Origin of the sequence: Micromonospora sp. NPDC048170, assembly GCF_040652795.1 — a bacterium.
Classification (GTDB): domain Bacteria; phylum Actinomycetota; class Actinomycetes; order Mycobacteriales; family Micromonosporaceae; genus Micromonospora.
Window position 1 is genome coordinate 24,319 of the sequence record NZ_JBEZMR010000030.1, and the last position, 25,421, is coordinate 49,739.

Here is a 25,421-nt window from a genome sequence, read left to right on the forward strand (position 1 = left end):
CGTGGCCCGTCCCACGACGGGTCGCCAACGCTGCGGTACCCGGGCTCCGATCAGGGCAAACCGCTGCCGGATCCGGGCGGAATCGTCTCCTGCTGCGGTAGCTTGCGAGCCAGGGCCGGTGTCGGCCGGCACGCGGGAAGGCGGGCGCGCGGATGAGCGAGGTGACCGTACGCTTCGTCGGCGGCCCGGCCCACGACCTGGTCCGGGCGCTGCCCGCCGAGCCGGACGGCTCCCCGCCGGCGCACTGGATCCTGCGCCACCCCGACGGCGCCGCTCTCCCCGCCGGGGGCGGGCCCGACCACCTCTACCAGCGCGAGCACCCCGCCGGCAGCGGCACCTGGACGATGCGCTTCGTGCACACGTACCCGGTGGGCATGACCGAATGAGCCGCCCGGACGGACGCGTGGGCCGGGCGACCCGCCGTGCCGGCCGCCCGTCGCGCGTCCGGCGGCGGTCGGGCCGGCCCGCGCACAGCGGGGACACAGGTGGCGCACAAGCCAGGCACAGCGGGCCGGTCCACGATGGGTCCATGGTGACGGACGGGCAGGCCGCTACGGGACGCATCGAGCTGCGTCGCCCCGACGGGGAACCGGTGCGGGTGCTGGTGGTCGACGACGAGCCCACCCTGGCCGACCTGCTGTGCATGGCGCTGCGCTACGAGGGCTGGCAGGTGCGTACGGCGGGCGACGGCACGTCGGCGCTGAGCGAGGCACGGCAGTTCCAGCCGGACGCCGTGGTGCTCGACGTGATGCTGCCCGACCTGGACGGCTTCCAGGTGCTGCGCCGGCTGCGTGAGCAGGCCCCGACGGTGCCGGTGCTCTTCCTGACGGCCCGGGACGCGGTGGAGGAGCGGATCGCCGGGCTGACCGTCGGCGGCGACGACTACGTCACCAAGCCGTTCAGCCTGGAGGAGGTGATCGCCCGGCTGCGGGCGCTGCTGCGCCGCTCGGGCTTCGCCGTCGCCGCCCGCCCCGACGCGGTGCTCACCGTCGGCGACCTCAGCCTCGACGAGGACAGCCACGAGGTGCGCCGCGACGGCCAGCCCATCACCCTCACCGCCACCGAGTTCGAGCTGCTGCGCTATCTCATGCGCAACCCGCGCCGGGTGCTCAGCAAGGCGCAGATCCTCGACCGGGTCTGGAACTACGACTTCGGCGGCCAGGCCAACGTGGTGGAGCTGTACATCTCGTACCTGCGGAAGAAGATCGACGCGGGCCGGAAACCGATGATCCACACGCTGCGCGGCGCGGGGTATGTCCTCCGACCGGCGGAGTGAGCGACCCGGTGGCCGGCTCCGCCGCCGGCTGGCCGGCCTGTCCCTGCGGACCCGCCTGGTGGTCATCCTGGTCGCCCTGTTGGCGCTGGTCAGCGTCGCCATCGGCGGGATCACCACGGTCGCGCTGCGGCAGTTCCTGATCGACCGGGTGGACGACCAACTGGTGCCGATGCGGACGGGGCACGGTCGGGGCGCGCCGTCGCCCTTCGAGCCGCCGCCCGGCGCGAGCATCCCGTCGGACGCGCGGATCCCCCGTGGCTTCCCGCCGGGGACCGTCGCCGCCGAGGTGGCCGACGGCCGGGTGGTCCGGGCCTGGACCCTGGTCGACCGGGAGGAGCGCGCCGTTCCCGCCGAGGACCTGGCCGGCCTCGCGGACCTGCCCACGGACGGCCGGCCCCGCACCCGCGAGTTGGGGGAGCGCGGCGACTACCGGGTGGTGGCGCGCCAGGTCCAGGGCGGCACCGTACGCGTGCTCGGTCTGCCGCTGTCGGGCGTGACGGAGACCGTCTGGTGGATGGTCGCGGCGCAGGCCGGCGTGGCGACCGTGGGGCTGCTGGTCGCCGGCGGGACCGGCGCCCTGATCGTGCGGGCGACCCTGCGCCCGCTGCGCCGCGTCGCCGCCACCGCCGGCCGGGTCAGCGAGCTGCCCCTGGACCGTGGCGAGGTCGCGCTGTCCGTGCGGGTCCCGGCCGCCGACACCGACCCGCGCACCGAGGTCGGCCAGGTGGGCGCGGCACTGAACCGGATGCTGGGGCACGTGGCCGCCGCGCTCGCCGCCCGCCAGGCCAGCGAGACCCGGGTACGCCAGTTCGTCGCCGACGCCAGCCACGAGCTGCGCACCCCGCTGGCGGCCATCCGGGGGTACGCCGAGGTCGCCCGGCGCGGCCGGGACCGGGTGCCGCCCGACGTGGCCCACGCGCTGCGCCGGGTCGAGTCGGAGAGCGCCCGGATGACCAGCCTCGTCGACGACCTGTTGCTGCTCGCCCGGCTCGACTCGGGTCGCCCGCTCGCGGTCGAGCCGGTGGACCTGTCCGCCCTGGTGGTGGACGCGGTCGGCGACGCGCACGTCGCGGGGCCGGAGCACCGCTGGCGGCTCGACCTGCCGGACACCGTCGTCCGGGTCCCCGGCGACCCGGCCCGGCTGCACCAGGTGCTGGCGAACCTGCTGGCCAACGCCCGCGTGCACACGCCGCCCGGCACCACGGTCACGACCACCCTGGGGGTGGCCGGCGACGTCGCCCTGCTCGGCGTCGCCGACGACGGCCCCGGCGTGCCGCCGCACCTGCGGGACGAGGTGTTCGAACGCTTCTCCCGGGGCGACAGTTCCCGGTCCCGGGCGCACGGCAGCACCGGCCTGGGCCTGGCGATCGTGGCCGCCGTGGTGGAGGCCCACCACGGCTCGGTCGAACTGGACAGCCAACCGGGCCGGACCGTGTTCACCGTCCGGCTGCCGGGCGCCACCACGGACGCCTGAGGGTCCCGTGCCGTGCCGGCCGGGTCGGCGTTCAGTCGGCCAGCAGTTCGGCGAGGGAGTGCACGATCCGCTCCGCGTGGCGCCCGTCCGGGTCCTCGTCGGCGTTGAAGTCGGTGACGCTCATGCCGATCAGCCGTCCCGAGCGCACCAGTGGCCGGGTCAGCGCGATCAGGTCGGCCCAGTCGAGGCCGTCCGGCTCCGGATAGCTGACCGCCGGCAGCACGATCGGGTCGAGCACGTCGAGGTCGAGGTGCAGCCAGACCGGCGTCGTACCGACGGCGAGATCCCGGCCCACCGTCGCCGCGTCGGCGCCGCGTAGCCGGGTGGCGGGCACCAGGTGCACGGCCGGGGCGACCCGGAGGGCCTCCCTGCCCTCCGCCGCGGCCCGGTCGAGCGGGCGGTGGCCGAGCACGTGCACCTGGTCGGGGTCGACCAGCGGCCCCTCCCGGTCGAGCACCCCAGCCGGGCCGTGGTCGGTGACGATCGACAGGTCCATGTCCGCCGCCTCGCCGGTCGGCGAGGTGCTGCCGTCCTCGAAGTCGAGGTGGGCGTCGAGGAACCACAGGTCGAAGCCGGCGGGCAGCCCCTGCAACGTGCCCGGCAGGATCGCGCAGTCGCCGCCGAGGACCAGCGGGTGCCGTCCCGCGTCGAGCAGTTCGGTCACCTGGGCGGCGATCGTCCGGCTGGCGCGGCGCACCTGGTCGGCGCCGATCACACCGGTCTCCGGGTCCCGGACCGGGTCGGTGACCAGGGCGTCGACCGTGCCGGCGTCCGCGGCGCCCAACAGGTCCAGCAGCCCGGCGGCCCGCAGCGCCGCCGGCGCCCGCTGCTCGCCCCGGCCGCGTCCGGAGGAGTCGAGTGGGGCGTCCAGCACCGACCATCGCACATCCGGAGGCTAGCCCGACCGTGGCAGGCTGGGCGCCATGTACCGAGAACGTCCGGCCGGGTTCGCCCGCGCGGTGCTCTGGACCAGCACCACGACGGCGGGCGCCGCGCCGACCAGGGTGCTCCCCGATGGCTGCGTCGACCTGCTCTGGTCGAGCCGCTCCGGGCTGGTGGTGGCCGGGCCGGACCGCACCGCGCACCTCGCCGGAGGCGGGCCGGCGGAGCGCTGGGTGGGGCTGCGGCTGCCGCCGGGAACCGGCCCGGCGGTGCTCGGCGTACCGGCCGTGGAGCTGCGCGACCGGCGGGTGCCCCTGGCCGACCTGTGGGGCGACCGGGACGCCGCCCGGCTGGCGGCGCTGGCGGAGGCGAATCCTGTCGCCGCGCTCACGGAGATCGCCGTGCGCCGGCTGCGGGCGGCCGGCGGGCCCGATCCGCTAGGGGCCCGGGTCGCCGCCGCGCTGGCTGGTGGGGCCACCGTGGCCGCGACCGCCGCCGAGGCCGGCCTCGCTCCGCGCGCCCTGCACCGCCGGTGCCGGCACCTGTTCGGGTACGGCCCGAAGACGCTGGCCCGGATCCTGCGGATGGGCCGGGCGCTGGCGCTGGCCCGTGCCGGCACCCCGCTGGCCGAGGTGGCGGCCCACTGCGGCTACGCCGACCAGGCCCACCTCACCCGTGACGTGCGGGACCTCGCCGGGGTGCCGCCGACCGCCCTGCTGCCCCGCTGAGCGTCCGGTGAAAGGAAGGGCCCTTTCCTTTCAGCTCGGCGGGAGTGGGGCGAACAGGTCCACGCCGTTGCCGTCCGGGTCGAGCACCACCGCGTACCGCTGGCCCCAGTAGGCGTCCCACGGGGGCAGGTGGCCCTCGTGGCCCTCGGCCAGCAGTTCCGCGTAGAGCCGGTCCACCTCGGCCGGGTCGGCGCAGCGGAAGGCGAGACTGGCCCCGCCCCCGCCCCCGGGTTCCCAGCCCGGCTCGAACGCGCGGACGGTCTCGGCGGTGTCCCAGGCCAGCCGGAGGCCCCCGGGCAGGGTGACCTCCACGTGCGGCGCGCTGTCGGCGTCGGCCGGAATGTCGAGGCCGAGCCGCCGGTAGAAGGCGAGGGAGCGGGGCAGGTCGCTGCTGACCATCCCGATGAGGTCGAGTGTCGGTGCCATGCCCCCACGGTAGGGAACGCCCCGGTGGGCGTCTTGAACCAAACGGACACCGGGCGGAGTGCCGGGTGTGGCCCTCACGACCGGGACGATCGGCGTAGCGTGTCAGACAAGTCCGGCTTTCCGGGCAAATCCCTCAAGGGGTCCTGCCTGCGTACGCCGGTGTCGAGACGCGAGGGAAGGAGCGGTCGGTGGAACACCTGGCCTACCTGGACGCGGGGTCCGGCAGCCTGATCGTGCAGGCGGTGGTCGGCGGGGTGGCCGGCGCCGCGGTGGCGGCCAAGCTCTACTGGCGGCGACTGGTCGACCGGTTCCGCCGCCAGCCCACCGACCAGCGCTGACCCGGCCGATGGGGGACTCCCGCACCGGCCTGCGCACCGAGCCGGGCTCCTTCCGCGACCCCGCCAACCGGGTCTTCCACCTCGACGGCGACGTGCTGCGAGGGCTGGACGAACAGGCCGCCGGGGAATGGCGTGCGCTGGCCGCCAGCGAGTTCTTTCCGCCCCTGCTCGCCGCCGGCAAGGTGTGCGGCACCGAGGCGGTCGAGCCGCCGGCCGTGCCGTCGGGCGACCGGTGGGCCGCCGTGCTCCGCCACGAGCGCATCCCGTTCGTCTCCCACCCGTACGAGTGGTCCTTCACCATGCTCCGCGACGCGGCGCTGCTGCACCTGGAGATCCTGCGGGCGGCCCTGCCGGCCGGGTTCACCACCAAGGACGGCTCGGCCTACAACCTCCAGTGGCGTGGCGCCGAGCCGGTGTTCATCGACGTCGGCTCGTTCACCCCGGCGCGCGACGGCGAGCCCTGGGCCGGCTACCGGCAGTTCTGTCAGACGCTGCTCTACCCGCTGCTGCTCGGCGCGCACCTGGGGCTGGACTTCCAACCCTGGCTGCGTGCCCGGGTCGACGGCATCGAGCCCGACCAGATGCGCCGGCTGTTCGGCGGTGTGCGCCGGCTGCTGCCCGGCGTGCCCACCCACGTGCACCTGCACGACGCGATGCAGCGGCGCAACGCGCGGGCCAGCACCGCCGACGTCCGGTCCCAACTGCGGGCGGCCGGCTACTCCCGGGAGCTGGCGCTGGCCACGGTACGCGGGATCGAGAAGCTCGTCCGGCGGCTGGAGCACCGCCCGACGGCCAGCCACTGGGTCGACTACCAGCGCACCTGCGCGTACACGGCCGACGACCGGGCCGCGAAGGAACGCTTCGTCGTCGCGGCGCTCACCGACGGGCCGCGGCCCCGCCTGGCGCTGGACCTCGGCGCCAACGACGGCCGGTACGCCCGGCTCGCCGCCCGGCACGCCGACTACGTCGTCGCGGTCGAGCAGGACCCGGCCGTGCTGGACGGGCTCTACCGGGCGCTACGCGCACAGGGGGAGCGGCGCGTCCTGCCCCTGGTGATGGACCTCGCCGACCCGTCGCCCGGCGGCGGCTGGCGCGGCGTCGAGCGGGCCTCGTTCGCCGACCGGGCCGACGCCGACGCGGTGCTCGCCCTGGCGGTGGTGCACCACCTGGCGATCGGGCGCAACGTGCCGCTGCCCGAGGTGCTGGACTGGCTCGTCGCACTCGCCGCCCCCGGCGCCCGCGTGGTGGTGGAGTTCGTCCACCCCGAGGACCCGATGGCCCGACGGCTGCTGGCCAACAAGCCCGAGGGACTCTTCCCCGACTACCGTCCGGCCGAGTTCGAGCGGCTGCTCGCCGCGCGCTGCCGGATCACGCGCCGGCTCGACCTGCCCTCGGGCACCCGGACGCTCTACACGGCGGTCGTGGGTGGCTGAACCGGCGCCCGAGGCGCCCGCCCCGGCACCGTCCGCCGGGCGGTGGGGCGGCTGGCGTACGGAGCTCGGCCGGCTGGCCGAGGTGGCGGGGCTGGTCGGGCTCGTGGTCACCCAGCCGCTGCTCGACGTCCTCGGGCGCAGCCCCGACTTCTTCCTGTTCCACCGGGCGGATCGCGGCGAGATCCTGCTGTTGGTGGCGCTGGTCGCGCTGGCGCCCACCGCCGCCGTCGCGCTGCTCGGCGCGCTGTCCCGGCTGGCCGGGCGCCCCGCCCGGTCGATGACGCACACCCTGCTGGTCGGCCTGCTGCTCGCCGCGTTGGCCGTGCAGGTCGGCCGGCACGGTACGCCGCTGCGGGGCGTACCGCTGCTGCTGCTCGCCGCCCTGGCCGGCGCCGCCGGGGCCACCGCACACCGGCGGTGGCGCGGGCCCGGCCGCGCGCTGCGGCTGGCCGCGGCCGGACCGCTGCTCTTCGTCGGGCTGTTCGTGTTCGTCTCGCCGACCTCGACGGTGGTGCTGCCCCGGGGCGAGGGCGGCGCTGCCGGGGTGGCCGGGCCCGGCAACCATCCGCCGGTGGTCGTGCTGGTCCTCGACGAGCTGCCCCTGGTGTCGCTGCTCGGCGCGGACGGGGGCATCGACGCCGTCCGGTTCCCGCACTTCGCCGAGCTGGCCGGCGGCTCCACCTGGTACCGCAACGCCACCGGCGTCAGCGGCTGGACGCCCTACGCGCTGCCGGCCATGCTCACCGGCCGGTACCCGCAGCGGGAGGTGGCGCCGCACTACTCGCAATACCCGGACAACCTCTTCACCGCCTTCGGCGGCCTGTACGACGTCCGCGCCGAGGAGAGCATCACCCGACTCTGCCCGCCCAGCCGCTGTGAGCAGCCGGTCAGCCCGGAGCAGGGGATGGGCGTGCTGCTCCGGCAGGCCGGCGGACTGCTGCGCCAGGTCGCCGCCCCGGTGGACAGCCGCGTCGACCCGGAGGACTCCTACCGCGAGCGCACCCGCGCGGAGGCGGGCATCGACGCCGCCGAGCCGGTGCCGGCGGACCCGAAGTTCCGCTGGGACAGCCTGGACGACAACCAGCCGGCCCGGTTCACCAGCTTCCTCGCGGGCCTGCGGCCGGCGTCCCGGCCCACCCTGCACTTCCTGCACCTGCTGATGCCGCACTCGCCGTGGGCGTACCTGCCGTCGGGGGCGCGCTACGACGCCCCGGACGACCTGCCGAACGACGGCGCCGGCTGGGCGGAACTGGCCCGTCAGCGGCACCTCGCGCAGCTCGGCTACACCGACCGGCTGATCGGGGAGACCCTGCGTACGCTGCGCTCCAGCGGCCTCTACGACCAGGCCCTGCTGGTGGTCACCGCCGACCACGGCGTCAGCTTCACCCCCGGCGCGCAGGGCCGGGGGATGGACGCCATCCGCACCGCCCCCGGCGAGGTCGCCTGGGTGCCGACGTTCGTCAAGACCCCGGGCCAGCGCGCCGGGCGGATCGACGACCGGAACTGGCAGCACGTCGACCTGCTGCCCACCATCGCCGACGAGGCGGCCATCCGGCTCCCGTGGCCGGTCGACGGCCGGTCGGCCCGCCAGGCCCCGCGCACCGAGGCGGGCAAGGTCTTCTACGACCGGCCCGACCAGCCCACGCCCGTCGCCGGCGGGGTGCCGGCACCGGTCGCGCCGCCCGCGTCCCACCCGCTGGTGGGCACCGCCGTCGGCGACCGCCCGGCCGGCGGCACCGCCCGCGTCGACGACCTGGCCGCCTTCGGTGCGGTCGATCCGGACACCGGGCGCCTGCCGGCCGCCGTCTGGGGCGACCTGCCGGACGAGGTGCCCGACGGCACGCCGCTGGCGATCGCCGTCAACGGTCGGGTCGGCGCGGTCGTCCCGGTGGTCCCCCGGGACGCCGGGGGGCGGCGGTTCGCCGCCCTGCTCGCCGACGACCGGCTCTTCCACGCCGGCGCCAACCGCCTCGACGTCTACCGCGTCGCCCCCGACGGCACGCTGCTCCGCCTCGCCCTCTCCTGACCGGCCGCCGGCCCCGTCGACGTACGCCCCAGCCGGTAGCGTTCCCATGCCTCTTCGCCACCGCGTGCCCGGATTGCGCGGGTTTCCCGGCTCCCTGGTCGGGAAACGGGTGACGCATGCCTCACCGCCGAACCACGACGGGCGGTATCTCCGCGACCCTGATTACGGTAAAAGCGAAGGCAATTCAACGCAGATCTGCCGGCGAAGCGAGGGAAACATGACGGAAGTCAAGCTCGATCACCCCGGTGGGCAGCTTTCGATGCCGGTGCAATCCGCAGTCGAGGGCCCCGCCGGCATCGGGGTGGGCAAGCTGCTGAAGGAAACCGGGATGACGACGTACGACCCCGGTTTCGTCAACACCGCGGCCTGCTCGTCCGACATCACCTACATCGACGGCGACGCGGGGATCCTGCGTTACCGTGGGTACCCGATCGAGCAGCTCGCGGAGAAGTCCTCCTTCCTGGAGGTCTCCTACCTGCTGATCTACGGTGAGCTGCCGACCCAGGAGCAGTTGACCGCGTTCACCGAGCGGATCCGCCGGCACTCGCTGCTGCACGAGGAGATGCGCCGCTTCTTCGACGGCTTCCCGCGTGACGCGCACCCGATGGCGGTGCTCTCGTCGGCCGTCAGCGCCATCTCCACCTTCTACCAGGACAGCCTGGACCCGTTCGACTCCTCCCACGTGGAGATGTCCACGGTGCGGCTGATGGCGAAGGTCCCCACCATCGCCTCGTACGCCTACAAGAAGTCGATCGGCCAGCCGCTGCTGTACCCGGACAACTCGCTGGGCTACGTGGAGAACTTCCTGCGGATGACCTTCGGCGTGCCGGCCGAGTCGTACGAGGTCGACCCGGTGATGGCCAAGGTGCTGGACATGCTGTTCGTCCTGCACGCCGACCACGAGCAGAACTGCTCCACCTCGACCGTGCGGCTGGTCGGCTCCAGCAACGCCAACCTCTTCGCCTCGGTCTCCGCCGGCGTGAACGCGCTGTTCGGCCCGCTGCACGGCGGCGCCAACCAGGCCGTGCTGGAGATGCTGGACAGGATCCAGGCCGACGGTGGCGACGTCGGGTCCTTCGTACGCAAGGTGAAGGACAAGCAGGACGGCGTGAAGCTGATGGGCTTCGGCCACCGGGTCTACAAGAACTACGACCCGCGCGCGGCGATCGTGAAGAAGGCGGCCCAGGACGTGCTCGGCCGGATGTCCAAGCCGGACCCGCTGCTGGACATCGCCATGCAGCTGGAGGAGATCGCCCTCGCCGACGACTTCTTCGTCTCCCGCAAGCTCTACCCGAACGTGGACTTCTACACCGGCCTGATCTACAAGGCCATGGGCTTCCCGACCAAGATGTTCACGGTGCTCTTCGCGCTCGGCCGGCTGCCCGGCTGGATCGCCCAGTGGCGCGAGATGATCAACGATCCGGAGACCAAGATCGGCCGCCCGCGGCAGATCTACACCGGTGCCCCCGAGCGGGCGTACGTCCCGTTCGAGCAGCGCTGAGCTCCGCCCGTACCCACGGCCGAAGGCCGCCGACCCGCACCGGGTCGGCGGCCTTCGCCACATCGTGCTCAGCGCCCCCCGCGTCGCGCCCGCCGGTAGGGAAGGGCCCCTTCCTCTGCAAAGGCGTTAGGAAGGTGCCCTTCCTTACGCCCTCAGCGGAGGCCGGCGGCGGCCAGGAGGTTGCCCTCGGCGACGGCCGGTAGGGCGCGGGTCCGGGTCACCCGTTCGGCGGCGAAGGCGCCGGAGGTGGCGATCGCCGCCGCGTAGGCGGCGGCCGTACGCTGCGCGATGGCCGACCAGCCGTACCGCTCGTGCACCATGACGCGGGCCCGGCGGGCGAGTTCGCGGGCCCGGTCCCGGTCCGACAGCAGCGCGTCGACGGCGTCGGTCAGCCCGTCCGGGTCGTGCGGCCGGAAGGTCATCCCGGTGACGCCCGGCTCGACGATCTCGGCCAGCCCGCCGGTCGCGGCGACGGCCAGGGGCGCGCCGGCGGCGGCACCCTCCAGGGCGACCATGCCGAACGGCTCGTAGATGCTCGGCACGGCGAAGCAGTCCGATGCCGCCATGACGGCGGGCAGGTCGCTGCCGCCGAGGAAGCCCGGCAGGCTGACCGTGCCGCCGAGGCCCAGGCGGTGCACCTCGGCCTCCAACTCGCCGCGGTACGGCCCGTCGCCGACGATGACGGCACGCAGCCCGGGGTGCCGCTCGCGCAACCGGGGCAGCCCGGCGATCAGGTGCTGCACGCCCTTCTCGTAGACCAGCCGGCCGGCGAAGGTGACCAGCGGTCCGTCCCCGGCGAACCGGGCCCGGGCCTTCGCCACCGCCGCTGCCGGGACCTGCCAGCGGTGCGGCTCCACCCCGTTGGGCACCACGTCGACCCGGCCGGCGGGCACGCCGAACAACCCGGTGACCTGGTCGCGCATGTAGCCGGAGCAGGCGATGATCCGACCCGACTCGCCGGCCAGCCAGTGTTCGACGCCGTGGATGGTGCGGTTCATCTCTTCCGGCAGCCAGCCCTGGTGCCGGCCGGCTTCGGTGGCGTGGATGGTGGTGACCAGCGGGATGTCGAGGTGCTCGCGCAGGGTCATCGCGGTGTGTGCGACGAGCCAGTCGTGGGCGTGGATGACGTCGTAGGAGCTGGCTTCGGTGGCGCGCAGGGCGGCGCGGGTGAGGGTGTGGTTGAACGCCATGGTCCAGGCCAGCAGGGAGGAGGTGGCCAGTGGGAAGGTGACCGGGTCCTCGGTGGCGCGGATGATGCGGACGCCGTCGGCGTATTCCTCCAGGGGTGCGCCGTCGGTGTGTCGGGTGACGACGGTGACCTCGTGCCCGGCGGCGGCCAGGGCCACCGACAGGGCGTGCACGTGCCGGCCGAGGCCGCCGACCAGGACCGGCGGGTACTCCCAGGACAGCATGAGGATGCGGCGGGTCTGCGGGGGCGTGCCCGATCCGGCCTGCGTCGGGATCTGGGGCCGGGAGGTGAGGGTGGGCCGGTGGATCCGGCCCGGGTGGGTGGTGGGCTGCTCGTCGACCCGCAGGGTCGTCACATCAATCTCCGTCCATGCATGGTGGAACACGCCGGCAGCGGTGGCGGCGAGACGGTGGTGGGGTGGCCGAGAGGCCGAGGAGAGACGCGCGGGCGCGTCCCGCGAACAAGCAAAGGGCATCGAGCCCGATCCCGCATCTCGAAAAGGGCCAAGGTGACGGAGGACACCTGACGGTCCAGGTCGTATCAGTCGGGTGTATACCGGTCAGCCGCCGAACGGTGGACGGGCGCCCAGCCCATGCGGTGGGCGCCACCCACGACACCGGCCGCCGACCCCGTACCAGGGGTGGGCGGCCGGTCGCGGCGGTGTCGGGCCACTCAGTGGTGGTTCTCCTCCTCGTGGGCGGTGTCCGGCAGGCTGCCGAGCACCTTGTTGATCACGTGGATCCGGGCACCGGTGACCCGGTAGTCGGCGCAGACCGTCTCGGCCCGATCGGCCAGCCGGGCCCCCGGCTCGGCGGCGGTGACGGCGAGGGTGGTGCCCGCGAGGGTGGTGACGGAACCGGCGGCCACCAGTTCGGCGACCGGGCGCGCCCCACCGAGCAGGTGCTCCTTCAGCAGCCCGCGCAGCGTCTCGGTGTCCTTGAGCAGCAGGTGGTCCAGGTTGGCGGTGGAGAACTTGGCCCGGAAGGCGTCGTCGGTCGGGGCGAGGATGGTCAACCCACCGGCGGCGGACAACTCCGCGGCCATCCCGGTGGCCCGGACCGCCGCCTCGAACGTGGTGAGCACGGGAATCCAGGCGAGGGCCTGGTCGGGGGAGCGGTCCACCAGCGAGCCCGGACTACCCGGCTCGGCCCCCGAAGGCAACGCTTCGCACAGCGGTCCGCTGACCGCGACCGGTGCGTCACCGGTACGGTCCGTCGCTCCGGACCTCTGCTCCGGCGAGCCCGTGCACGCGGTCACCGCGAGCAGAAGGGCCAGAGCCGCCCCGGCCACCGCCCGCCGACGGCGGGCGACCCGGGGCAGGGGTCCGGAGCACAGCCCCGGCGTGAGGGTGTCGGGCACGGTCGTCTCCACTTCGGAACCGGTACGGGTGGTGCCGGCAGGTCGGCGCGGGGCCGACCTGCCGGCATCTGGTTCGGGCGGGACTCAGCAGGTCACAGAAGTGCGCACTGGCCGGACTTCGGACCCCGTACGGAGTTGGCGACCTCCAGGTTCGACGGCTCCGGGGAGTTGCCGGTGCAGGAGAGCGGACCGTTGACGGTGTTGCCGGCCACCAGCGGGGCCACACCCTTGCTGCCGGTCGCGTTGACCGGCCCGGTCACCTCGTTGCCGACCAGGACGACCGGACCCTGGGTGCCGGCGACGAACACCGGACCGTTGACCCGGCTGTCGGTCATGACGAACCCGGCGGCGCCGGCGGCGTTCACCGGACCGTTGATCGAGCTGCCGTTGACGATGAGCGTGGCGCCGGGTCGCACCTGGATCGGGCCCCGGACGGTGGCCCCGTCGAGGCAGGCGACGCCGGAGACGACCAGCGGGCCGTTGTGGGTGCCGGTCAGGGTGGGGGCGATCCGCTCGCCGGCGACCAGGCCCTCGACGGCCTGCTCGTCCAGCAGCAGCGGGATCAGGCCCCGCTGCGGCTGGGACAGCGGAACCAGGTAGGCGTCGCCGACCTTGATCACCTTCCAGCCGTGGGCGGCGATGCGCTGGGCCGCCGTGGTGCGCTTGCCGGCCGGGCCGTCGGTGCGCTCACCGTGGTACTGCTCCTCGGTCAGCTTGTACGCGCACGGCGGCTGCTGGAGGATCCGCTCCGAGGTGGGGGCGTCCACGGGCGGCGGGGCCTCACCCGGGTGCGGGGCGGGGTACGCCTCGATCTTCCGGGAGCCCCGGAACACGATCCGTCCCTCGTTGGCGGACTGGGACGTGATCGCCTCGGCGCGGGCCCTGGTGATGTCCCCGACGCTGGCGCCGTGGTACTTGAAGAACTCGTTGAACGTCCACAGCGCCGAGTACGTCTTGCGCCGGCGGTTGTTCGCGGTGTTGCTCTCGTCCGGCCGCGTCGGGCCGCCGGAGCTGCGCAGCTCCAACAGGGAGTTGACGACGTTCTTCAGGCCGAGGGTGTTGCGCAGGATGGTTTCCTCGCTCAGGCCCACGTTGGCGTTGGAGGTGCAGCCGTACGGGCAGGCCCACCAGCCGTCCTTGGCGCCCTGGCCGTACATGTGGCCTTCGATCATCTTCTGCGACTCGTCGAAGATCCCCTGCGCCACGTTCTGGTGCCGCGGCGGCAGCATCGGCAGGTCACCGGTGTTGGTGTTGCCGTACTCGTGGCCGTCGTAGCCGGCGATCGGCCGGTAGTCGCGGACCATCTCGGCGAGGAAGCGGGTCTCCGGCTGGCGGATCAGCGAGTGGTCCCGGTTCAGGTCCTGACCGGTGGAGTTGCCCCGGGTGTTGGCCGCCCGCCCGTCGCCGTTGAGCGTCGGCACGATCAGCATGGTGGTCTTCGACAGCAGGTCGAGGGTCTTGCTGTCCTTGGTGAACGCCAACTGCCGGGCCATGATCAGGCAGGCCTCGCGGTCGCCCGGCTCGTTGCCGTGCACGTTGCAGTTGACCATCAGGGGGTTGGTCGCGGCCACGGCCTCCGGGGTCGCCGGCGGCTTGGGGTAGCCGATGACCAGCATGTTGATCGGCCGGTCCTGGACGGTGCGGCCGATCTCCACCACGCGGACCCGGTCGCTGGCCTCGTCGATGGCGGCGGTGTACGCGTACTCGTTGACGTCGCTGGTGTACTGGGCGCCCAGCGTGTTCTCCCACTGGGTGCGCAGGTTCTCACCCGGGGTGGCCGGGTCGCCCCAGTGGGCCTTCGTGGTGCCGCTGACCGGCGCCGAGTAGGGCTGGGCCTCGGTGCCGAACCGGGCCCGGACCCGCCACTGGAAGCGGTTGCCGGGGACGAAACCGGCGTCGGCGAAGGTCGGCTCGGTGTTGTTGATCTGGCGGTTCGGGCGCCAGACACCGACGATCACCGGCGCGCCGGGCGTGCCGTCCTCGGCGTACGGGGTCCGCTCGATCTGGTAGTCGGTGGCCCCGGCCAGCTGGGTCCACGCCAGCGTGGCGTACCCGTCACCCTGCACGACCGTGAGGCCCTGCACCTGATTCGGCTCCGCCTGCTGCTGGGCCGCGCTCGGCTGCACCTGCGCCTGCGCGGGCACCGCCGTCGCCACGAGGGCGGCGGCGAGCAGGGCGGAGAACACACCGGCCGTTGTCCGTCTGTATCTCAAAGGGGATCTCCAAACAGGAGGAATGGCTGGGTGCGCCCAGCACACCGCACTCGGCCCACCGGTGGTACCCAACCTGCGATTCTTGAGGATCATCTGAGGTTTCCGACCTGGTCACCCGGGTGCCGGCAGGCCGTGGTCGTCTCGGCCGCTCACCGACCGTGCTCATCCGGCGCGCAGCCGGTAGCCGACGCCGCGGACCGTCTCGACCAGGCCGGCGTCGTCGAGCTTGCCCCGCAGGGCCGCGACGTGGACGTCGAGGTTGTGCCGGGTGCCCCAGGTCGTCTGCCAGACGTCCAACTGCAACCGGTCCCGGGGCACCACCATGCCGGCCTGGCGGGCCAGCGCCACCAGCAGGTCGAACTCCTTGCGGGCCAGGCTGACCTCCCGGTCGCCCACCCAGACCCGCCGGGCGTCGACGTCGATGCGCAGCCTGCCGACCCGCACCTGGCTCGTGGTCCGGGCGCTGCGGACGGTACGCCGCATCACCGCCTCGATGCGGGCCTGCAACTCCACCATCGAGAACGGCTTGACGACGTAGTCGTCGGCGCCGGCCCGCAGGCCGGCCACCCGGTCGTGCTCCTCGGCACGGGCGCTGACCGCGATGATGGCGACGTCCTCGTCGGCCTGACGGAGGCGCCGGCACACCTCCAGGCCGTCCCGGTCGGGCAGGTTGAGGTCCAGCAGCACCAGGTCGACCGCGCCGGCCCGGATCGCCTCGGCGGCCGTCAGCGCCGGCACCACCTCGTATCCCCGGCGGCGCAGGGCCTTGGAGAGGGCAGACGCCACGCGTAGGTCGTCTTCTACCAGGAGCACCCGCACGCACATCCCCCTCGGACCTCGTCCCAGCCGGGTCCTGCGAGTCTCTCTGATGATCAACGGTCTGACCAGTGCGGATGCAAGATCGTGACCGCGGGGTCGGGTCCGTGCGCGACGGTGTGCGCCCGCGTCGATCAGTCGGGTGGGCCGGGCATCCGCCGATCGGGTGGATTGGCGGCCGAAGCCGCGGGGCAATACCCGCACGCGTGCCGCCGGCACCCGTCGTGTGGTGCGCTCATGGCGCGGGGCGTGCTCATGATCTTGCGTGAAGGAGCGACATGCAGGTCTGGCCGGGTGAGCGGTACCCGCTGGGGGCCATCTACGACGGGATGGGCACCAACTTCGCCATCTTCTCCGAGGTGGCCGAGCGGATCGAACTGTGCCTCTTCGACGAGTGGGACACCGGGGCGGAGCGGCGGGTCGAGCTGCGCGAGGTCGACGCGTACGTCTGGCACGCGTACCTCCCCGGCATCGAGCCGGGGCAGCGGTACGGCTACCGCGTGCACGGCCCGTACGACCCCGCGAACGGGCTGCGCTGCAACCCGGCCAAGCTGCTGCTCGACCCGTACGCCAAGGCGATCGACGGCGACGTGCGCTGGGACCCGGCGGTCTACGACTACGAGCACGGCGACCCCGAGCGGATGAACACCACCGACTCGGCGCCGTTCATGCCGAAGTCGGTGGTGGTCAACCCGTACTTCGACTGGGGCAACGACTCCCCGCCCCGCATCCCCTACCACCACTCGGTCGTCTACGAGGCCCACGTACGCGGCCTGACCATGCGCCACCCGGACATCCCCGACGAACTGCGCGGCACGTACGCCGGCCTCGCCTCCCCGCCGATGATCGACCACCTGACGAAGCTCGGCGTGACCGCCATCGAGCTGATGCCGGTCCACCAGTTCGTGCACGACCACCGGCTGGCCGACCTGGGCCTGCGCAACTACTGGGGCTACAACACCATCGGCTTCTTCGCCCCGCACCACGGCTACTCGGCGCTCGGCCGCCTCGGCCAGCAGGTGCAGGAGTTCCGGGGCATGGTCAAGGCGTTGCACGCAGCCGGCATCGAGGTCATCCTCGACGTGGTCTACAACCACACCGCCGAGGGCAACCACCTCGGCCCGACGCTGAGCTTCAAGGGCGTCGACAACCCCAGCTACTACCGGCTCAGCGAGGACGACCGGCGCCACTACGTCGACTACACCGGCACCGGCAACAGCCTCAACGTGCGCAGCCCGCACTCGCTGCAACTGATCATGGATTCGTTGCGCTACTGGGTGACCGAGATGCACGTCGACGGGTTCCGCTTCGACCTCGCCGCCACCCTCGCCCGCGAGTTCTACGAGGTCGACCGCCTCTCCACCTTCTTCGAGGTGGTGCAGCAGGACCCGGTGGTCAGCCAGGTCAAGCTGATCGCCGAACCGTGGGACGTCGGGCCCGGCGGCTACCAGGTGGGCAACTTCCCGCCGGTGTGGACCGAGTGGAACGGCAAGTACCGCGACACCGTGCGCGACTTCTGGCGCGGTGAGCCGGCCACCCTCGCCGAGTTCGCCTCCCGCATCTCCGGCTCCGCCGACCTCTACCAGGACGACGGCCGCCGCCCGTTCCACAGCATCAACTTCGTCACCTGCCACGACGGGTTCACCCTACGCGACCTGGTCTCGTACGACGACAAGCACAACGAGGCCAACGGTGAGGAGAACCGGGACGGGGAGAGCCACAACCGGTCCTGGAACTGCGGCGTCGAGGGCGACACCGACGACGAGACGGTACGCGCCCTGCGGGCGAGGCAGCGGCGCAACTTCCTGGCCACCCTGATGCTCTCCCAGGGCGTACCGATGATCGGCCACGGCGACGAGCTGGGTCGCACCCAGGGCGGCAACAACAACGCGTACTGCCAGGACAGCGAGCTGGCCTGGGTCGACTGGGACGCCGCCGAGACCTGCCTGCTGGAGTTCACCCGCAAGCTGGTCGACTTCCGCCGCCGGCACCAGGTGTTCCGCCGCCGCCGGTTCTTCACCGGCCTCCCCGTACGCGGCCGCGAGGTCGACGAACCCCTGCCGGACCTGGCCTGGTACACCCCCGACGGGCGGGAGATGACCGGCGAGGACTGGGGCAACGACTTCGGCCGGGCCGTCGCGCTGTTCGTCAACGGCGAGGGCATCCGCGAGCGCGGCCAGTACGGCCAGCGCCACGTGGACGACTCCTTCCTGCTCTGCTTCAACGCCCACGACGCGCCGCTGGACTTCACCGTGCCCGGCCCCGAGTTCGGCCAGCGCTGGGAACTGGTGATCAGCACCGCGGAACCGGAACCGGAGAAGACCACGGTGGTCGAGGCGGGCGGCGCCCTCAGCGTTCCCGACCGGTGCGTGGTGGTGCTGGAGAGGACCGCCTGACATGTCGGGCACCCCTCGGCCCGCCGCGCCCCGGGTGGGCGCCACCTACCGGGTGCAGGTCCGCCCCGGATTCGACCTGGACGCCACCGCCGGCCTCGCCGACTACCTGGCCGACCTGGGCGTCACCCACCTCTACAGCGCGCCCCTGCTGACCGCCGCCCCCGGCTCGGCGCACGGCTACGACGTGGTCGACCACCGGGCCGTCAGCCCCGAGCTGGGTGGCGAGGCGGCCCGGCTCCGGCTGCTGCGGGCGCTCCGCGCCGCCGGGCTGGGGCTGGTCGTGGACATCGTGCCCAACCACGCCGGGGTGGCCGTGCCCGCCGCCAACCCGCCCTGGTGGGACGTGCTGCGCCGGGGCCGCGGGTCGGCGTACGCCGGATGGTTCGACGTCGACTGGGACCGGGGGCGGCTGCTGCTGCCGGTGCTGGCCGACACCCCGGACGCCCTCGACGCCCTCGAGCTCGCCGACGGCGGGCTGCGCTACCACGAGCACCGCTTCCCGCTCGCCGACGGCACCGGCGAGGGCAGCCCGCGCGAGGTGCACGACCGGCAGCACTACGAGCTGGTCTCCTGGCGGCGCGGCGACGCGGAGCTGACGTACCGCCGGTTCTTCGCCGTCTCCGGCCTGGCCGGACTGCGGGTGGAGGATCCGGAGGTCTTCGCCGCCACCCACGAGCTGGTGCTGCGGTGGGCGGCGGCCGGGGAGGTCGACGGCATCCGCGTCGACCACCCGGACGGGCTGCGCGACCCGGCGGCCTACCTGGCCCGGCTGCGCGCCGCCGCCCCCGCCGCGTGGCTGGTGGTGGAGAAGATCCTGGAGTACGGCGAGGACCTGCCGGACTGGCCGGTGCACGGCACCACCGGCTACGACGCCCTCGCCGCCGTCTGCGGGCTCTTCGTCGACCCCGACGCCCAGGGCGACTTCACCGCCCTCGACACCCACCTCGTCGGGCGGCACACCTCCTGGCCGGACCTCATCCACGACACGAAGCTCGCCGCCGCCACCCGGCTGCTGTCGGCCGAGCTGACCCGGCTCGCCGCGCTCGCCGGCGACGTCGACCCTGAGGCGGCCCGGGCGGCGCTGGCCGAACTGGCCGCCGCCTTTCCGGTCTACCGGGGCTACCCGCTGCACGGCGCCCGGCACCTTGCCGCCGCCCGCGCCGAGGCCGGCCGCCGCCGTCCCGACCTGACCGGCGCGCTGGACGCGGTCGCCCGCCGGCTGCGCGACCCGGACGACGAGCTCGCGGAGCGCTTCGGGCAGTTCACCGGCGCGGTCATGGCCAAGGGCGTGGAGGACACGGCCTACTACCGGTGGAGCCGCTTCGTGGCGCTCAACGAGGTCGGCGGCAGTCCCGTGCACTTCGGCGTGCCGCCGGCCGAGTTCCACCGCTTCGCCGCCGCCCGGCAGGCGCGCTGGCCGGCGAGCATGACCACGCTCTCCACCCATGACACCAAGCGCTCGGAGGACGTCCGGGCCCGCCTCGCCGTGCTCAGCGAACTGCCGGGGCGCTGGGCCGACCTCGTCAGCCGGTGGGCGGCCCGCGCGCCCCTGCCCGACCCGGCCTTCGCCCACCTGCTGTGGCAGACCGCCGTCGGCGCCTGGCCGATCGGTCGGGAGCGGCTGCACGCGTACGCCGAGAAGGCCGCCCGGGAGGCGTCGGTCGCCACGAGCTGGGCCGACCCCGACCCGGTCTTCGAGCGCGCCCTGCACGCCGTGGTCGACGCGATGTACGACGACGCGGAGCTGCGCGCCGAGCTGACCGCCTTCGCCGACGAGATCGCCCCCGCCGGCTGGTCCAACTCGCTGGGGCAGAAGCTCGTGCAGCTCGCCATGCCCGGAGTACCGGACGTCTACCAGGGCACCGAGCTGTGGGACAACTCGCTGGTCGACCCGGACAACCGCCGCCCGGTCGACTTCGCCGTACGCCGGGATCTGCTGGCCCGGCTCGACGACGGCCGGCTGCCCCCGGTGGATGCGGGCGGGGCGGCGAAGCTGCTCGTGGTGTCGCGGACCCTGCGGCTGCGCCGTGACCGCCCGGAGCTGTTCACCGGCTACCGGCCGGTGCCCGCCCGGGGGCGCGCCGGGCGGCACGCGGTCGCCTTCGACCGGGGCGGAGCCGTCGCGGTCGCGACCCGGCTGCCGCTCGGGCTGGCCCGCGCCGGCGGCTGGGGCGACACCACCCTGTCACTTCCCGTTCACGAGGCGATCGACCTGTTCACGGGCCGGGTCTACAGTGGCGGGGAGACCGCCCTGGCCGACCTGCTGGCCACCTGTCCCGTCGCGCTGCTGGCTCCCACCATCGAATCCGGGGAGGCTGCTTCATGACCGAGTTCGCGGTGTGGGCGCCGAAGGCCGCCCGCGTCCGGCTGCGCCTGCCCGGCGACGCCGACCACGAGATGCGCTCCGGCCCCGACGGCTGGTGGCGGGTCGAGGTGCCCGCCGCCGGCCCCGGCACCGACTACGCGTTCCTGCTCGACGACGACGAGCGGGCCCTGCCCGACCCCCGGTCGGCCTGGCAGCCGGCGGGCGTGCACGGTCCGAGCCGGCGCTACGACCACACGGCGTTCGAGTGGAGCGACCGCGCCTGGACCGGCCGGCAACTGCCCGGCAGCGTCCTCTACGAGCTGCACGTCGGCACGTTCACCCCCGAGGGCACCTTCGACGCCGCGATCGCCCGCCTCGACCATCTCGTCGACCTCGGCGTCGACCTGATCGAGCTGCTGCCGGTGAACGCCTTCAACGGCGAGCACAACTGGGGCTACGACGGGGTCTGCTGGTATGCCCCGCACCAGCCCTACGGCGGGCCGGACGGCCTGAAACGGCTGGTCGACGCCGCCCACGCCAGGGGCCTGGGGGTGATCCTCGACGTCGTCTACAACCATTTCGGGCCCTCCGGGGCCTACGCGCCGATGTTCGCGCCGTACCTCACCGAGCAGAGCAATCCCTGGGGCCGCACGGTCAACCTCGACGGCCCGCAGAGCGACGGCGTGCGCCGCTACATCGTCGACAGCGTGCTGATGTGGCTGCGCGACTACCACGTCGACGGGCTGCGGCTCGATGCCGTGCACGCCATGCCCGACTCGCGCGCCACCCCGTTCCTGGAGGAGGTGGCGGTCGAGGTCGAGGCGCTGGCCACCCACCTCGGCCGGCCGCTGTCGCTGATCGCCGAGTCCGACCTCAACGACCCCCGGCTGATCACGCCCCGGGAGGCCGGCGGCTACGGCCTGCACGCCCAGTGGAACGACGACGCCCACCACGCCCTGCACACCCTGCTCACGGGCGAGCGGCAGGGCTACTACGGCGACTTCGGCTCCCTGGAGTGCCTCACCGACGTGCTCACCGGCGCCTTCTTCCACGCCGGCACCTGGTCCAGCTTCCGCAACCGCCACCACGGGCGGCCCGTGGACCGGCAGCGCACCCCGGGCCACCGGTTCGTGGCGTACCTGCAGAACCACGACCAGATCGGCAACCGGGCCACCGGCGACCGGATCTCCGCCACCCTCTCCCCGGGGCTGCTGCGGGTGGGCGCGACGCTGCTGTTCACCGCCCCCTTCACTCCGATGCTGTTCATGGGGGAGGAGTGGGCGGCCACCACCCCGTGGCTGTTCTTCACCAGCCATCCCGAGCCGGAGCTGGCGACCGCCGTGGCCACCGGCCGCAGGCGGGAGTTCGCCGCGCACGGCTGGCCGGAGGGCGACGTGCCGGACCCGCAGGACCGGCAGACCTTCGTCCGCTCCCGGCTCGACTGGGCCGAACTGGACAAACCCGAACACCGCCAGATGTACGACTTCCACCGCCGGCTCATCGCGCTGCGCAAGAGCCGGGCCGACCTGTCCGACCCGAGGTTGCACGCCGTCGACGTACGCCACGGTGACCAGTTCCTGGTGATGCGCCGGGGCGAGTGCCTGGTGGCTGCCAACCTGGCCGCCAAACCACAGCGGATCACCCTGCCCGGGGTCGCACGTCGGGTGCTGCTGGCCACCGGGGAGGGGGTGTCGGTGACGCGCGACCGGATCGAGTTGCCGGCGGAGACAGCGGCGGTCGTGGCGATGTGACCACCCCCCAGCACCCGCTCCAGCGGGAGGTGGCCGATCCGCTTTGGGAGGGGCGCTGGGCGCGGCGCGTACGTTGAGCCGCCGCCTCGCGGGTACGCGGCAGCGGGTCACCTGCCGTGCGGGCACGCCCACCCCGTTGGGCGGGCGTGCCCGCGTCCCTCAGCCGAGGCAGCAGGTCACTTGAAGCGGATGAACTTGGAGAACTGGTTGGTGGCGGTTCCCACCGACACCGTCCGGTGGCTGTACCCGACCGCGACGTTGTAGTTGTACTCGTCGACCTCGAAGGTGCCGTTGGAGTTCACCTTCGTGACGAAGGCGACGTGACCGTAGGAGCCGCCCAGGCTGACCGCGAGGTCACCGGGCTGCGGGCTGTTGTGGACCGGCACCCCGGCACGCCCGGCAGCGGCGACCCAGTCCCTGGCGTTGCCCCACAGCGTCCCGCCGTACTGGTTGTTGAAGGGCACACCGACCCGGCTCCGCAGCGCCCAGGCGGCGAAACTGGTGCACTGCCCCTTGTAGAAGTTCCAGGGGTCGTTGCCGCTGCTCTGGCCCTTGTACGGGTAGTCGTCCCCGGCCGGGTAGCTCGTTCCGGAGATCAGCTGGTGGGACGCGTTGTTGTTCTTCAGCGTGGCGTTCAGGTTCGTCTTCGCCCCGGGCGCGAAGTCCTGGTACGCGTAGGAGCCGTCGTAGCCGCTGTTGTAGTAGACCCGCACCGTGCCGCTGGTGCGGTTCCAGGCGGCAGCGGCGTTGTTCTTGACGCACAGGCCCTGGCCGTCGCCGGCCCCCTTGAACTCGTAGCAGTCCGGCTGGGTGGAGCCGTAGTTGGCCAGCGATCCGGAGTGGTCGGAGATCGACCCCGCGTGGTTGCTGTTGTAGTAGTAACAGAACTCGCCGGCGTCGCAGTTCCCGTCACGGGCCGCCGCCTGAGCGGGCGCGGTGACCGCCAGGACGCCGAGGGTTGCGCCGAGCACGCTCGCGCCGATGGCGCCGAGGACGCGAACGGTGATCCTGGACATGTCCATTTCCTTCCATGGGGTACGTGATGACGGGTTCACCCTACAAGATGTTGATCAATCGACATGCCTCGCGCCGTTGGCCGGCCATCCGCCACGAACGCGACCCCGGCCCGTAGCACCCGGTGCCGGGGCAGTGCCCCGGTGCCCGGCGTCCGGCATCCCTGGCACCCGCCATCGGAGTATTCGTCCCGATTTCACCAACCAATCGACGGTGTTGGTGGAACGATCGAAGGCGTGGGAACTGCCAAGACCGATATGCCTGCCATCTCGCCGCTCGCCGGCGAGCCGATCAAGCGCGCCGATGCCGAGCGGCTCGCGGGGGTGCTGAAGGCCTTCGCCGACCCGGCCCGGCTGCGACTGCTCAGCCTGATCCAGTCCGCTCCGGAGGGTGAGGCGTCCGTGAGTGACCTCACCGCGCCGCTCGGGCTCTCCCAGCCGACGGTGAGTCATCACCTTCGGATCCTCACCGAGGCCGGCCTGATCGAGCGCGAGAAGCGCGGCGTCTGGGCGTACTACCGCCTGGTGCCGTCCGCGATCGCGACGATCGCCGACCTGTTGACGCCGCCCCGCAAGCGGGCGACGAAGAGGGCCCGTTGAGCGGAACTGTCGAAGGCCGGCACCGGCGTCCCCCTCGGCAGGTCGACAGCGGCCGACCTGCCGAGAGCTGATTGCGCTACCGCGGTGACGGCGCGCTGGCAGGGTCGGGGTGACGCGGAACGCGGCAGATCAGCGCACCGGCGGGAGGCAGTCTGACCCTTGGTCATTGAGCGATTTGCGCATCTGTTGTGTCACGACGCGGTAGCCGGACGTCTCGTACAGCCGGATAGCGCGGGCGTTGTCGCCGAAGACGTTGAGCTCCAGGCGACCCAGCCCACGGGAACGCACGGCGTCCTCGGCAGCAGTGAGGAGCGCGCGCCCGTAGCCGGCTCCGCGGTATTTCTCATCGATCTCGATGTCGTAGATGAACGCGCAGTCGGGCGCACCGCGCGGGTGCGTCAATCCCAGCCACGACACGCCAACACCTGTGCCGTCGGGGAGCGCGGCCCTCAGGAACAGCATTCCGGCAGTCGCGAAGCCATCCGGCAACAGGGCGTCGTTCGCCTTGGTGGCCAACTCGACGGCCTCCTCCGCGGACCAGGTGCCGGCGGTCACCTGCTCATCCGCGAACGACCGGATGGTGCGGTCACGCCACTCCTCGAACTCGTTCCTCGTCATGTCCCGTACGATCAACTCAGGCACAGCGTGATGCTCCCACACCGAACGGTGGACGGCGGCCCTCCGTTCTGCCACGTTCCCGCTGGCCGGCGGCCTGCGCCCGTCCTTGCCGGTTTCAGGAACGCTCGGCCGCCTCGACGAGTTGGGCAAGGTGTCCCAGGGCCATCCGCGTGCCGGCCTCGTTGTCGGCGGGAGAGACGCCGTCGGGGATGCTCTCGTGCACGACGAGGACGTCGGTGCCGTCGTCGGTGTCGGTGAGCGTCGTGGTCATCGTCATGGTGCCGCCGAACGCGGGGTCCGTGGTCTCGAACTCGATCACTTCGACCACCTGTTCGTTCGGCACGAGCTTCAGGAAATGGCCGTGGTACGTGTCGGTGTGTGCTGTCGACTTGCCGGCACTCTCCGGCGCGTCGTAGGTGAGCGATACGCGGAACGAGCCACCTTCGCGGGCGTCAAATTCATGCACGTGGCTGGTCATGCCGGCCGGCACCCGCCACTTCGCGATCGCGCCCGCATCCAGCAAGGCGCGGTAGATGGCTGGACGCGCGGCACGGATGTGTTGGGAGACCCGTGTCGAATTCATGGAGGTGAAACTACACCTCGGTGCTCTGATCTCCTGCGGACTCGACGGAGCGGTAACGTGGCCGAGTGGATCTTCTCGTGGTGGGCGGCAGTGGGCTGCTCGGGCTGGAAGTCACCCGTCAGGCGCGACGTGTCGGTCATCGCGTCGTGGCGACCTACCACAGTCGCGTTCCCGCCGTCGCTGACGCCGACTGGAGGAATCTAAATATCCGCCACCGCGACGACGTCACGACCCGCCCTGTCGACGTGCGGTTGGACAGCACCAGAACCCAGGCGCGGTTGAACACTCGCCTACGCGGCGCACGCGAGTTCCTCGCAGCCATGCCGATCTGACCAGGACGTTCGGCCCACGCCAGCCCTCGGATGTGGTGGCGAGGCACGTCGAATCGCGGCCGCACCGGCCGCCGCCTCACTCTGGAATCGGTGCGCGAGGCCGCAGTCAGTGGCCCTGGCCCGCGCCCGGCTGACGACGTTTCGTGGATTCTGCTCCGATTC

Annotated in this window: 21 protein-coding genes and 1 pseudogene; 13 read left to right on the top strand and 9 right to left on the bottom strand. The window is 72.9% G+C overall.

The window, feature by feature from the left end; translation table 11 throughout:
* The first annotated feature begins 152 nt into the window (after nucleotides 1-152).
* The 3 genes from AB0D32_RS27195 (at nucleotide 153) to AB0D32_RS27205 (ending at nucleotide 2,750) form a co-directional block, all read left to right on the top strand.
* A complete protein-coding gene (locus AB0D32_RS27195; RefSeq protein ID WP_357096093.1) occupies nucleotides 153-386 on the top strand; it encodes a hypothetical protein in 234 nt (77 codons plus the stop codon).
* Nucleotides 387-529: 143 nt separating this feature from the next.
* Nucleotides 530-1,276 carry a response regulator transcription factor gene (locus AB0D32_RS27200; RefSeq protein WP_357096096.1) on the top strand — a complete coding sequence of 249 codons (747 nt, stop codon included), beginning with the start codon at nucleotides 530-532 and terminating at the stop codon, nucleotides 1,274-1,276.
* Between the two features lie 28 nt (nucleotides 1,277-1,304).
* Nucleotides 1,305-2,750: a HAMP domain-containing sensor histidine kinase gene (locus tag AB0D32_RS27205; protein WP_357096196.1), complete on the top strand. Its 1,446-nt coding sequence runs from the start codon at nucleotides 1,305-1,307 to the stop codon at nucleotides 2,748-2,750.
* Nucleotides 2,751-2,781: 31 nt separating this feature from the next.
* Here AB0D32_RS27205 and AB0D32_RS27210 read toward each other — a convergent pair whose 3' ends face one another.
* Entirely contained in the window at nucleotides 2,782-3,636 is an 855-nt protein-coding gene (locus AB0D32_RS27210) for an arginase family protein (protein ID WP_357096099.1), read from the bottom strand.
* Between the two features lie 37 nt (nucleotides 3,637-3,673).
* On the opposite strand from AB0D32_RS27210, the gene AB0D32_RS27215 reads away from it, so the two are divergent.
* Nucleotides 3,674-4,360, top strand: coding sequence for a helix-turn-helix domain-containing protein (locus AB0D32_RS27215; protein ID WP_357096102.1), 687 nt, complete (start codon nucleotides 3,674-3,676; stop codon nucleotides 4,358-4,360).
* A gap of 30 nt (nucleotides 4,361-4,390) precedes the next feature.
* Here the strand turns inward: AB0D32_RS27215 and AB0D32_RS27220 are convergent, their stop codons facing one another.
* Entirely contained in the window at nucleotides 4,391-4,786 is a 396-nt protein-coding gene (locus AB0D32_RS27220) for a VOC family protein (RefSeq protein ID WP_357096105.1), read from the bottom strand.
* 188 nt (nucleotides 4,787-4,974) lie between these two features.
* Between AB0D32_RS27220 and AB0D32_RS27225 the strand changes: the two genes are divergently transcribed.
* From AB0D32_RS27225 to AB0D32_RS27240, 4 genes are all read left to right on the top strand, one after another.
* The gene (locus AB0D32_RS27225) at nucleotides 4,975-5,124 is read left to right on the top strand and encodes a hypothetical protein (protein ID WP_165947858.1); all 150 of its coding nucleotides are present in this window, start codon (nucleotides 4,975-4,977) and stop codon (nucleotides 5,122-5,124) included.
* An 8-nt stretch (nucleotides 5,125-5,132) separates the two neighbouring features.
* Nucleotides 5,133-6,557, top strand: a complete 1,425-nt coding sequence (locus tag AB0D32_RS27230; RefSeq protein ID WP_357096110.1) for a methyltransferase — start codon at nucleotides 5,133-5,135, stop codon at nucleotides 6,555-6,557.
* Nucleotides 6,550-8,583 (top strand): sulfatase-like hydrolase/transferase, encoded by a 2,034-nt coding sequence (locus AB0D32_RS27235; protein WP_357096113.1) that lies wholly within the window; start codon nucleotides 6,550-6,552, stop codon nucleotides 8,581-8,583. Before AB0D32_RS27230 ends, AB0D32_RS27235 begins: the two co-directional genes overlap by 8 nt.
* 217 nt (nucleotides 8,584-8,800) lie before the next feature.
* Nucleotides 8,801-10,084: a citrate synthase gene (locus AB0D32_RS27240; protein ID WP_357096116.1), complete on the top strand. Its 1,284-nt coding sequence runs from the start codon at nucleotides 8,801-8,803 to the stop codon at nucleotides 10,082-10,084.
* A 152-nt stretch (nucleotides 10,085-10,236) separates the two neighbouring features.
* Here the strand turns inward: AB0D32_RS27240 and AB0D32_RS27245 are convergent, their stop codons facing one another.
* From AB0D32_RS27245 to AB0D32_RS27260, 4 genes are all read right to left on the bottom strand, one after another.
* Nucleotides 10,237-11,628 carry a glycosyltransferase family 4 protein gene (locus AB0D32_RS27245; RefSeq protein WP_357096119.1) on the bottom strand — a complete coding sequence of 464 codons (1,392 nt, stop codon included), beginning with the start codon at nucleotides 11,626-11,628 and terminating at the stop codon, nucleotides 10,237-10,239.
* A gap of 317 nt (nucleotides 11,629-11,945) precedes the next feature.
* Nucleotides 11,946-12,632, bottom strand: a complete 687-nt coding sequence (locus AB0D32_RS27250) for a fasciclin domain-containing protein (protein ID WP_357096122.1) — start codon at nucleotides 12,630-12,632, stop codon at nucleotides 11,946-11,948.
* Between the two features lie 92 nt (nucleotides 12,633-12,724).
* On the bottom strand, nucleotides 12,725-14,845 hold the full coding sequence (locus AB0D32_RS27255) for a M14 family metallocarboxypeptidase (protein WP_357096125.1): 2,121 nt from the start codon (nucleotides 14,843-14,845) through the stop codon (nucleotides 12,725-12,727).
* Nucleotides 14,846-15,007: 162 nt separating this feature from the next.
* Nucleotides 15,008-15,670 (bottom strand): response regulator transcription factor, encoded by a 663-nt coding sequence (locus tag AB0D32_RS27260; RefSeq protein ID WP_357096128.1) that lies wholly within the window; start codon nucleotides 15,668-15,670, stop codon nucleotides 15,008-15,010.
* Nucleotides 15,671-15,939: 269 nt separating this feature from the next.
* Here AB0D32_RS27260 and glgX point away from each other — a divergent pair, with 269 nt between their 5' ends.
* Genes glgX through treZ form a run of 3 tightly spaced genes read left to right on the top strand, consistent with a single transcriptional unit; the run spans nucleotide 15,940 to nucleotide 22,113 of the window.
* Nucleotides 15,940-18,057, top strand: coding sequence for a glycogen debranching protein GlgX (gene glgX, locus AB0D32_RS27265; protein WP_357096131.1), 2,118 nt, complete (start codon nucleotides 15,940-15,942; stop codon nucleotides 18,055-18,057).
* A 1-nt stretch (nucleotide 18,058) separates the two neighbouring features.
* Nucleotides 18,059-20,383: a malto-oligosyltrehalose synthase gene (gene treY, locus AB0D32_RS27270; RefSeq protein WP_357096134.1), complete on the top strand. Its 2,325-nt coding sequence runs from the start codon at nucleotides 18,059-18,061 to the stop codon at nucleotides 20,381-20,383.
* The gene (treZ, locus tag AB0D32_RS27275) at nucleotides 20,380-22,113 is read left to right on the top strand and encodes a malto-oligosyltrehalose trehalohydrolase (protein ID WP_357096137.1); all 1,734 of its coding nucleotides are present in this window, start codon (nucleotides 20,380-20,382) and stop codon (nucleotides 22,111-22,113) included. Before treY ends, treZ begins: the two co-directional genes overlap by 4 nt.
* A gap of 176 nt (nucleotides 22,114-22,289) precedes the next feature.
* Here the strand turns inward: treZ and AB0D32_RS27280 are convergent, their stop codons facing one another.
* Complete coding sequence (locus AB0D32_RS27280) at nucleotides 22,290-23,129, bottom strand: CHAP domain-containing protein (protein WP_357096140.1); 840 nt, start codon at nucleotides 23,127-23,129, stop codon at nucleotides 22,290-22,292.
* A gap of 255 nt (nucleotides 23,130-23,384) precedes the next feature.
* On the opposite strand from AB0D32_RS27280, the gene AB0D32_RS27285 reads away from it, so the two are divergent.
* Nucleotides 23,385-23,726 (top strand): metalloregulator ArsR/SmtB family transcription factor, encoded by a 342-nt coding sequence (locus tag AB0D32_RS27285; protein ID WP_357096199.1) that lies wholly within the window; start codon nucleotides 23,385-23,387, stop codon nucleotides 23,724-23,726.
* 129 nt (nucleotides 23,727-23,855) lie between these two features.
* Here the strand turns inward: AB0D32_RS27285 and AB0D32_RS27290 are convergent, their stop codons facing one another.
* Nucleotides 23,856-24,368, bottom strand: coding sequence for a GNAT family N-acetyltransferase (locus AB0D32_RS27290; RefSeq protein ID WP_357096143.1), 513 nt, complete (start codon nucleotides 24,366-24,368; stop codon nucleotides 23,856-23,858).
* Between the two features lie 91 nt (nucleotides 24,369-24,459).
* Nucleotides 24,460-24,927 carry an SRPBCC domain-containing protein gene (locus AB0D32_RS27295; protein WP_357096146.1) on the bottom strand — a complete coding sequence of 156 codons (468 nt, stop codon included), beginning with the start codon at nucleotides 24,925-24,927 and terminating at the stop codon, nucleotides 24,460-24,462.
* Between the two features lie 65 nt (nucleotides 24,928-24,992).
* On the opposite strand from AB0D32_RS27295, the pseudogene AB0D32_RS27300 reads away from it, so the two are divergent.
* A pseudogene (locus tag AB0D32_RS27300) lies at nucleotides 24,993-25,157 on the top strand (dTDP-4-dehydrorhamnose reductase); the annotation flags it as partial.
* Between the last annotated feature and the right edge of the window lie 264 nt (nucleotides 25,158-25,421).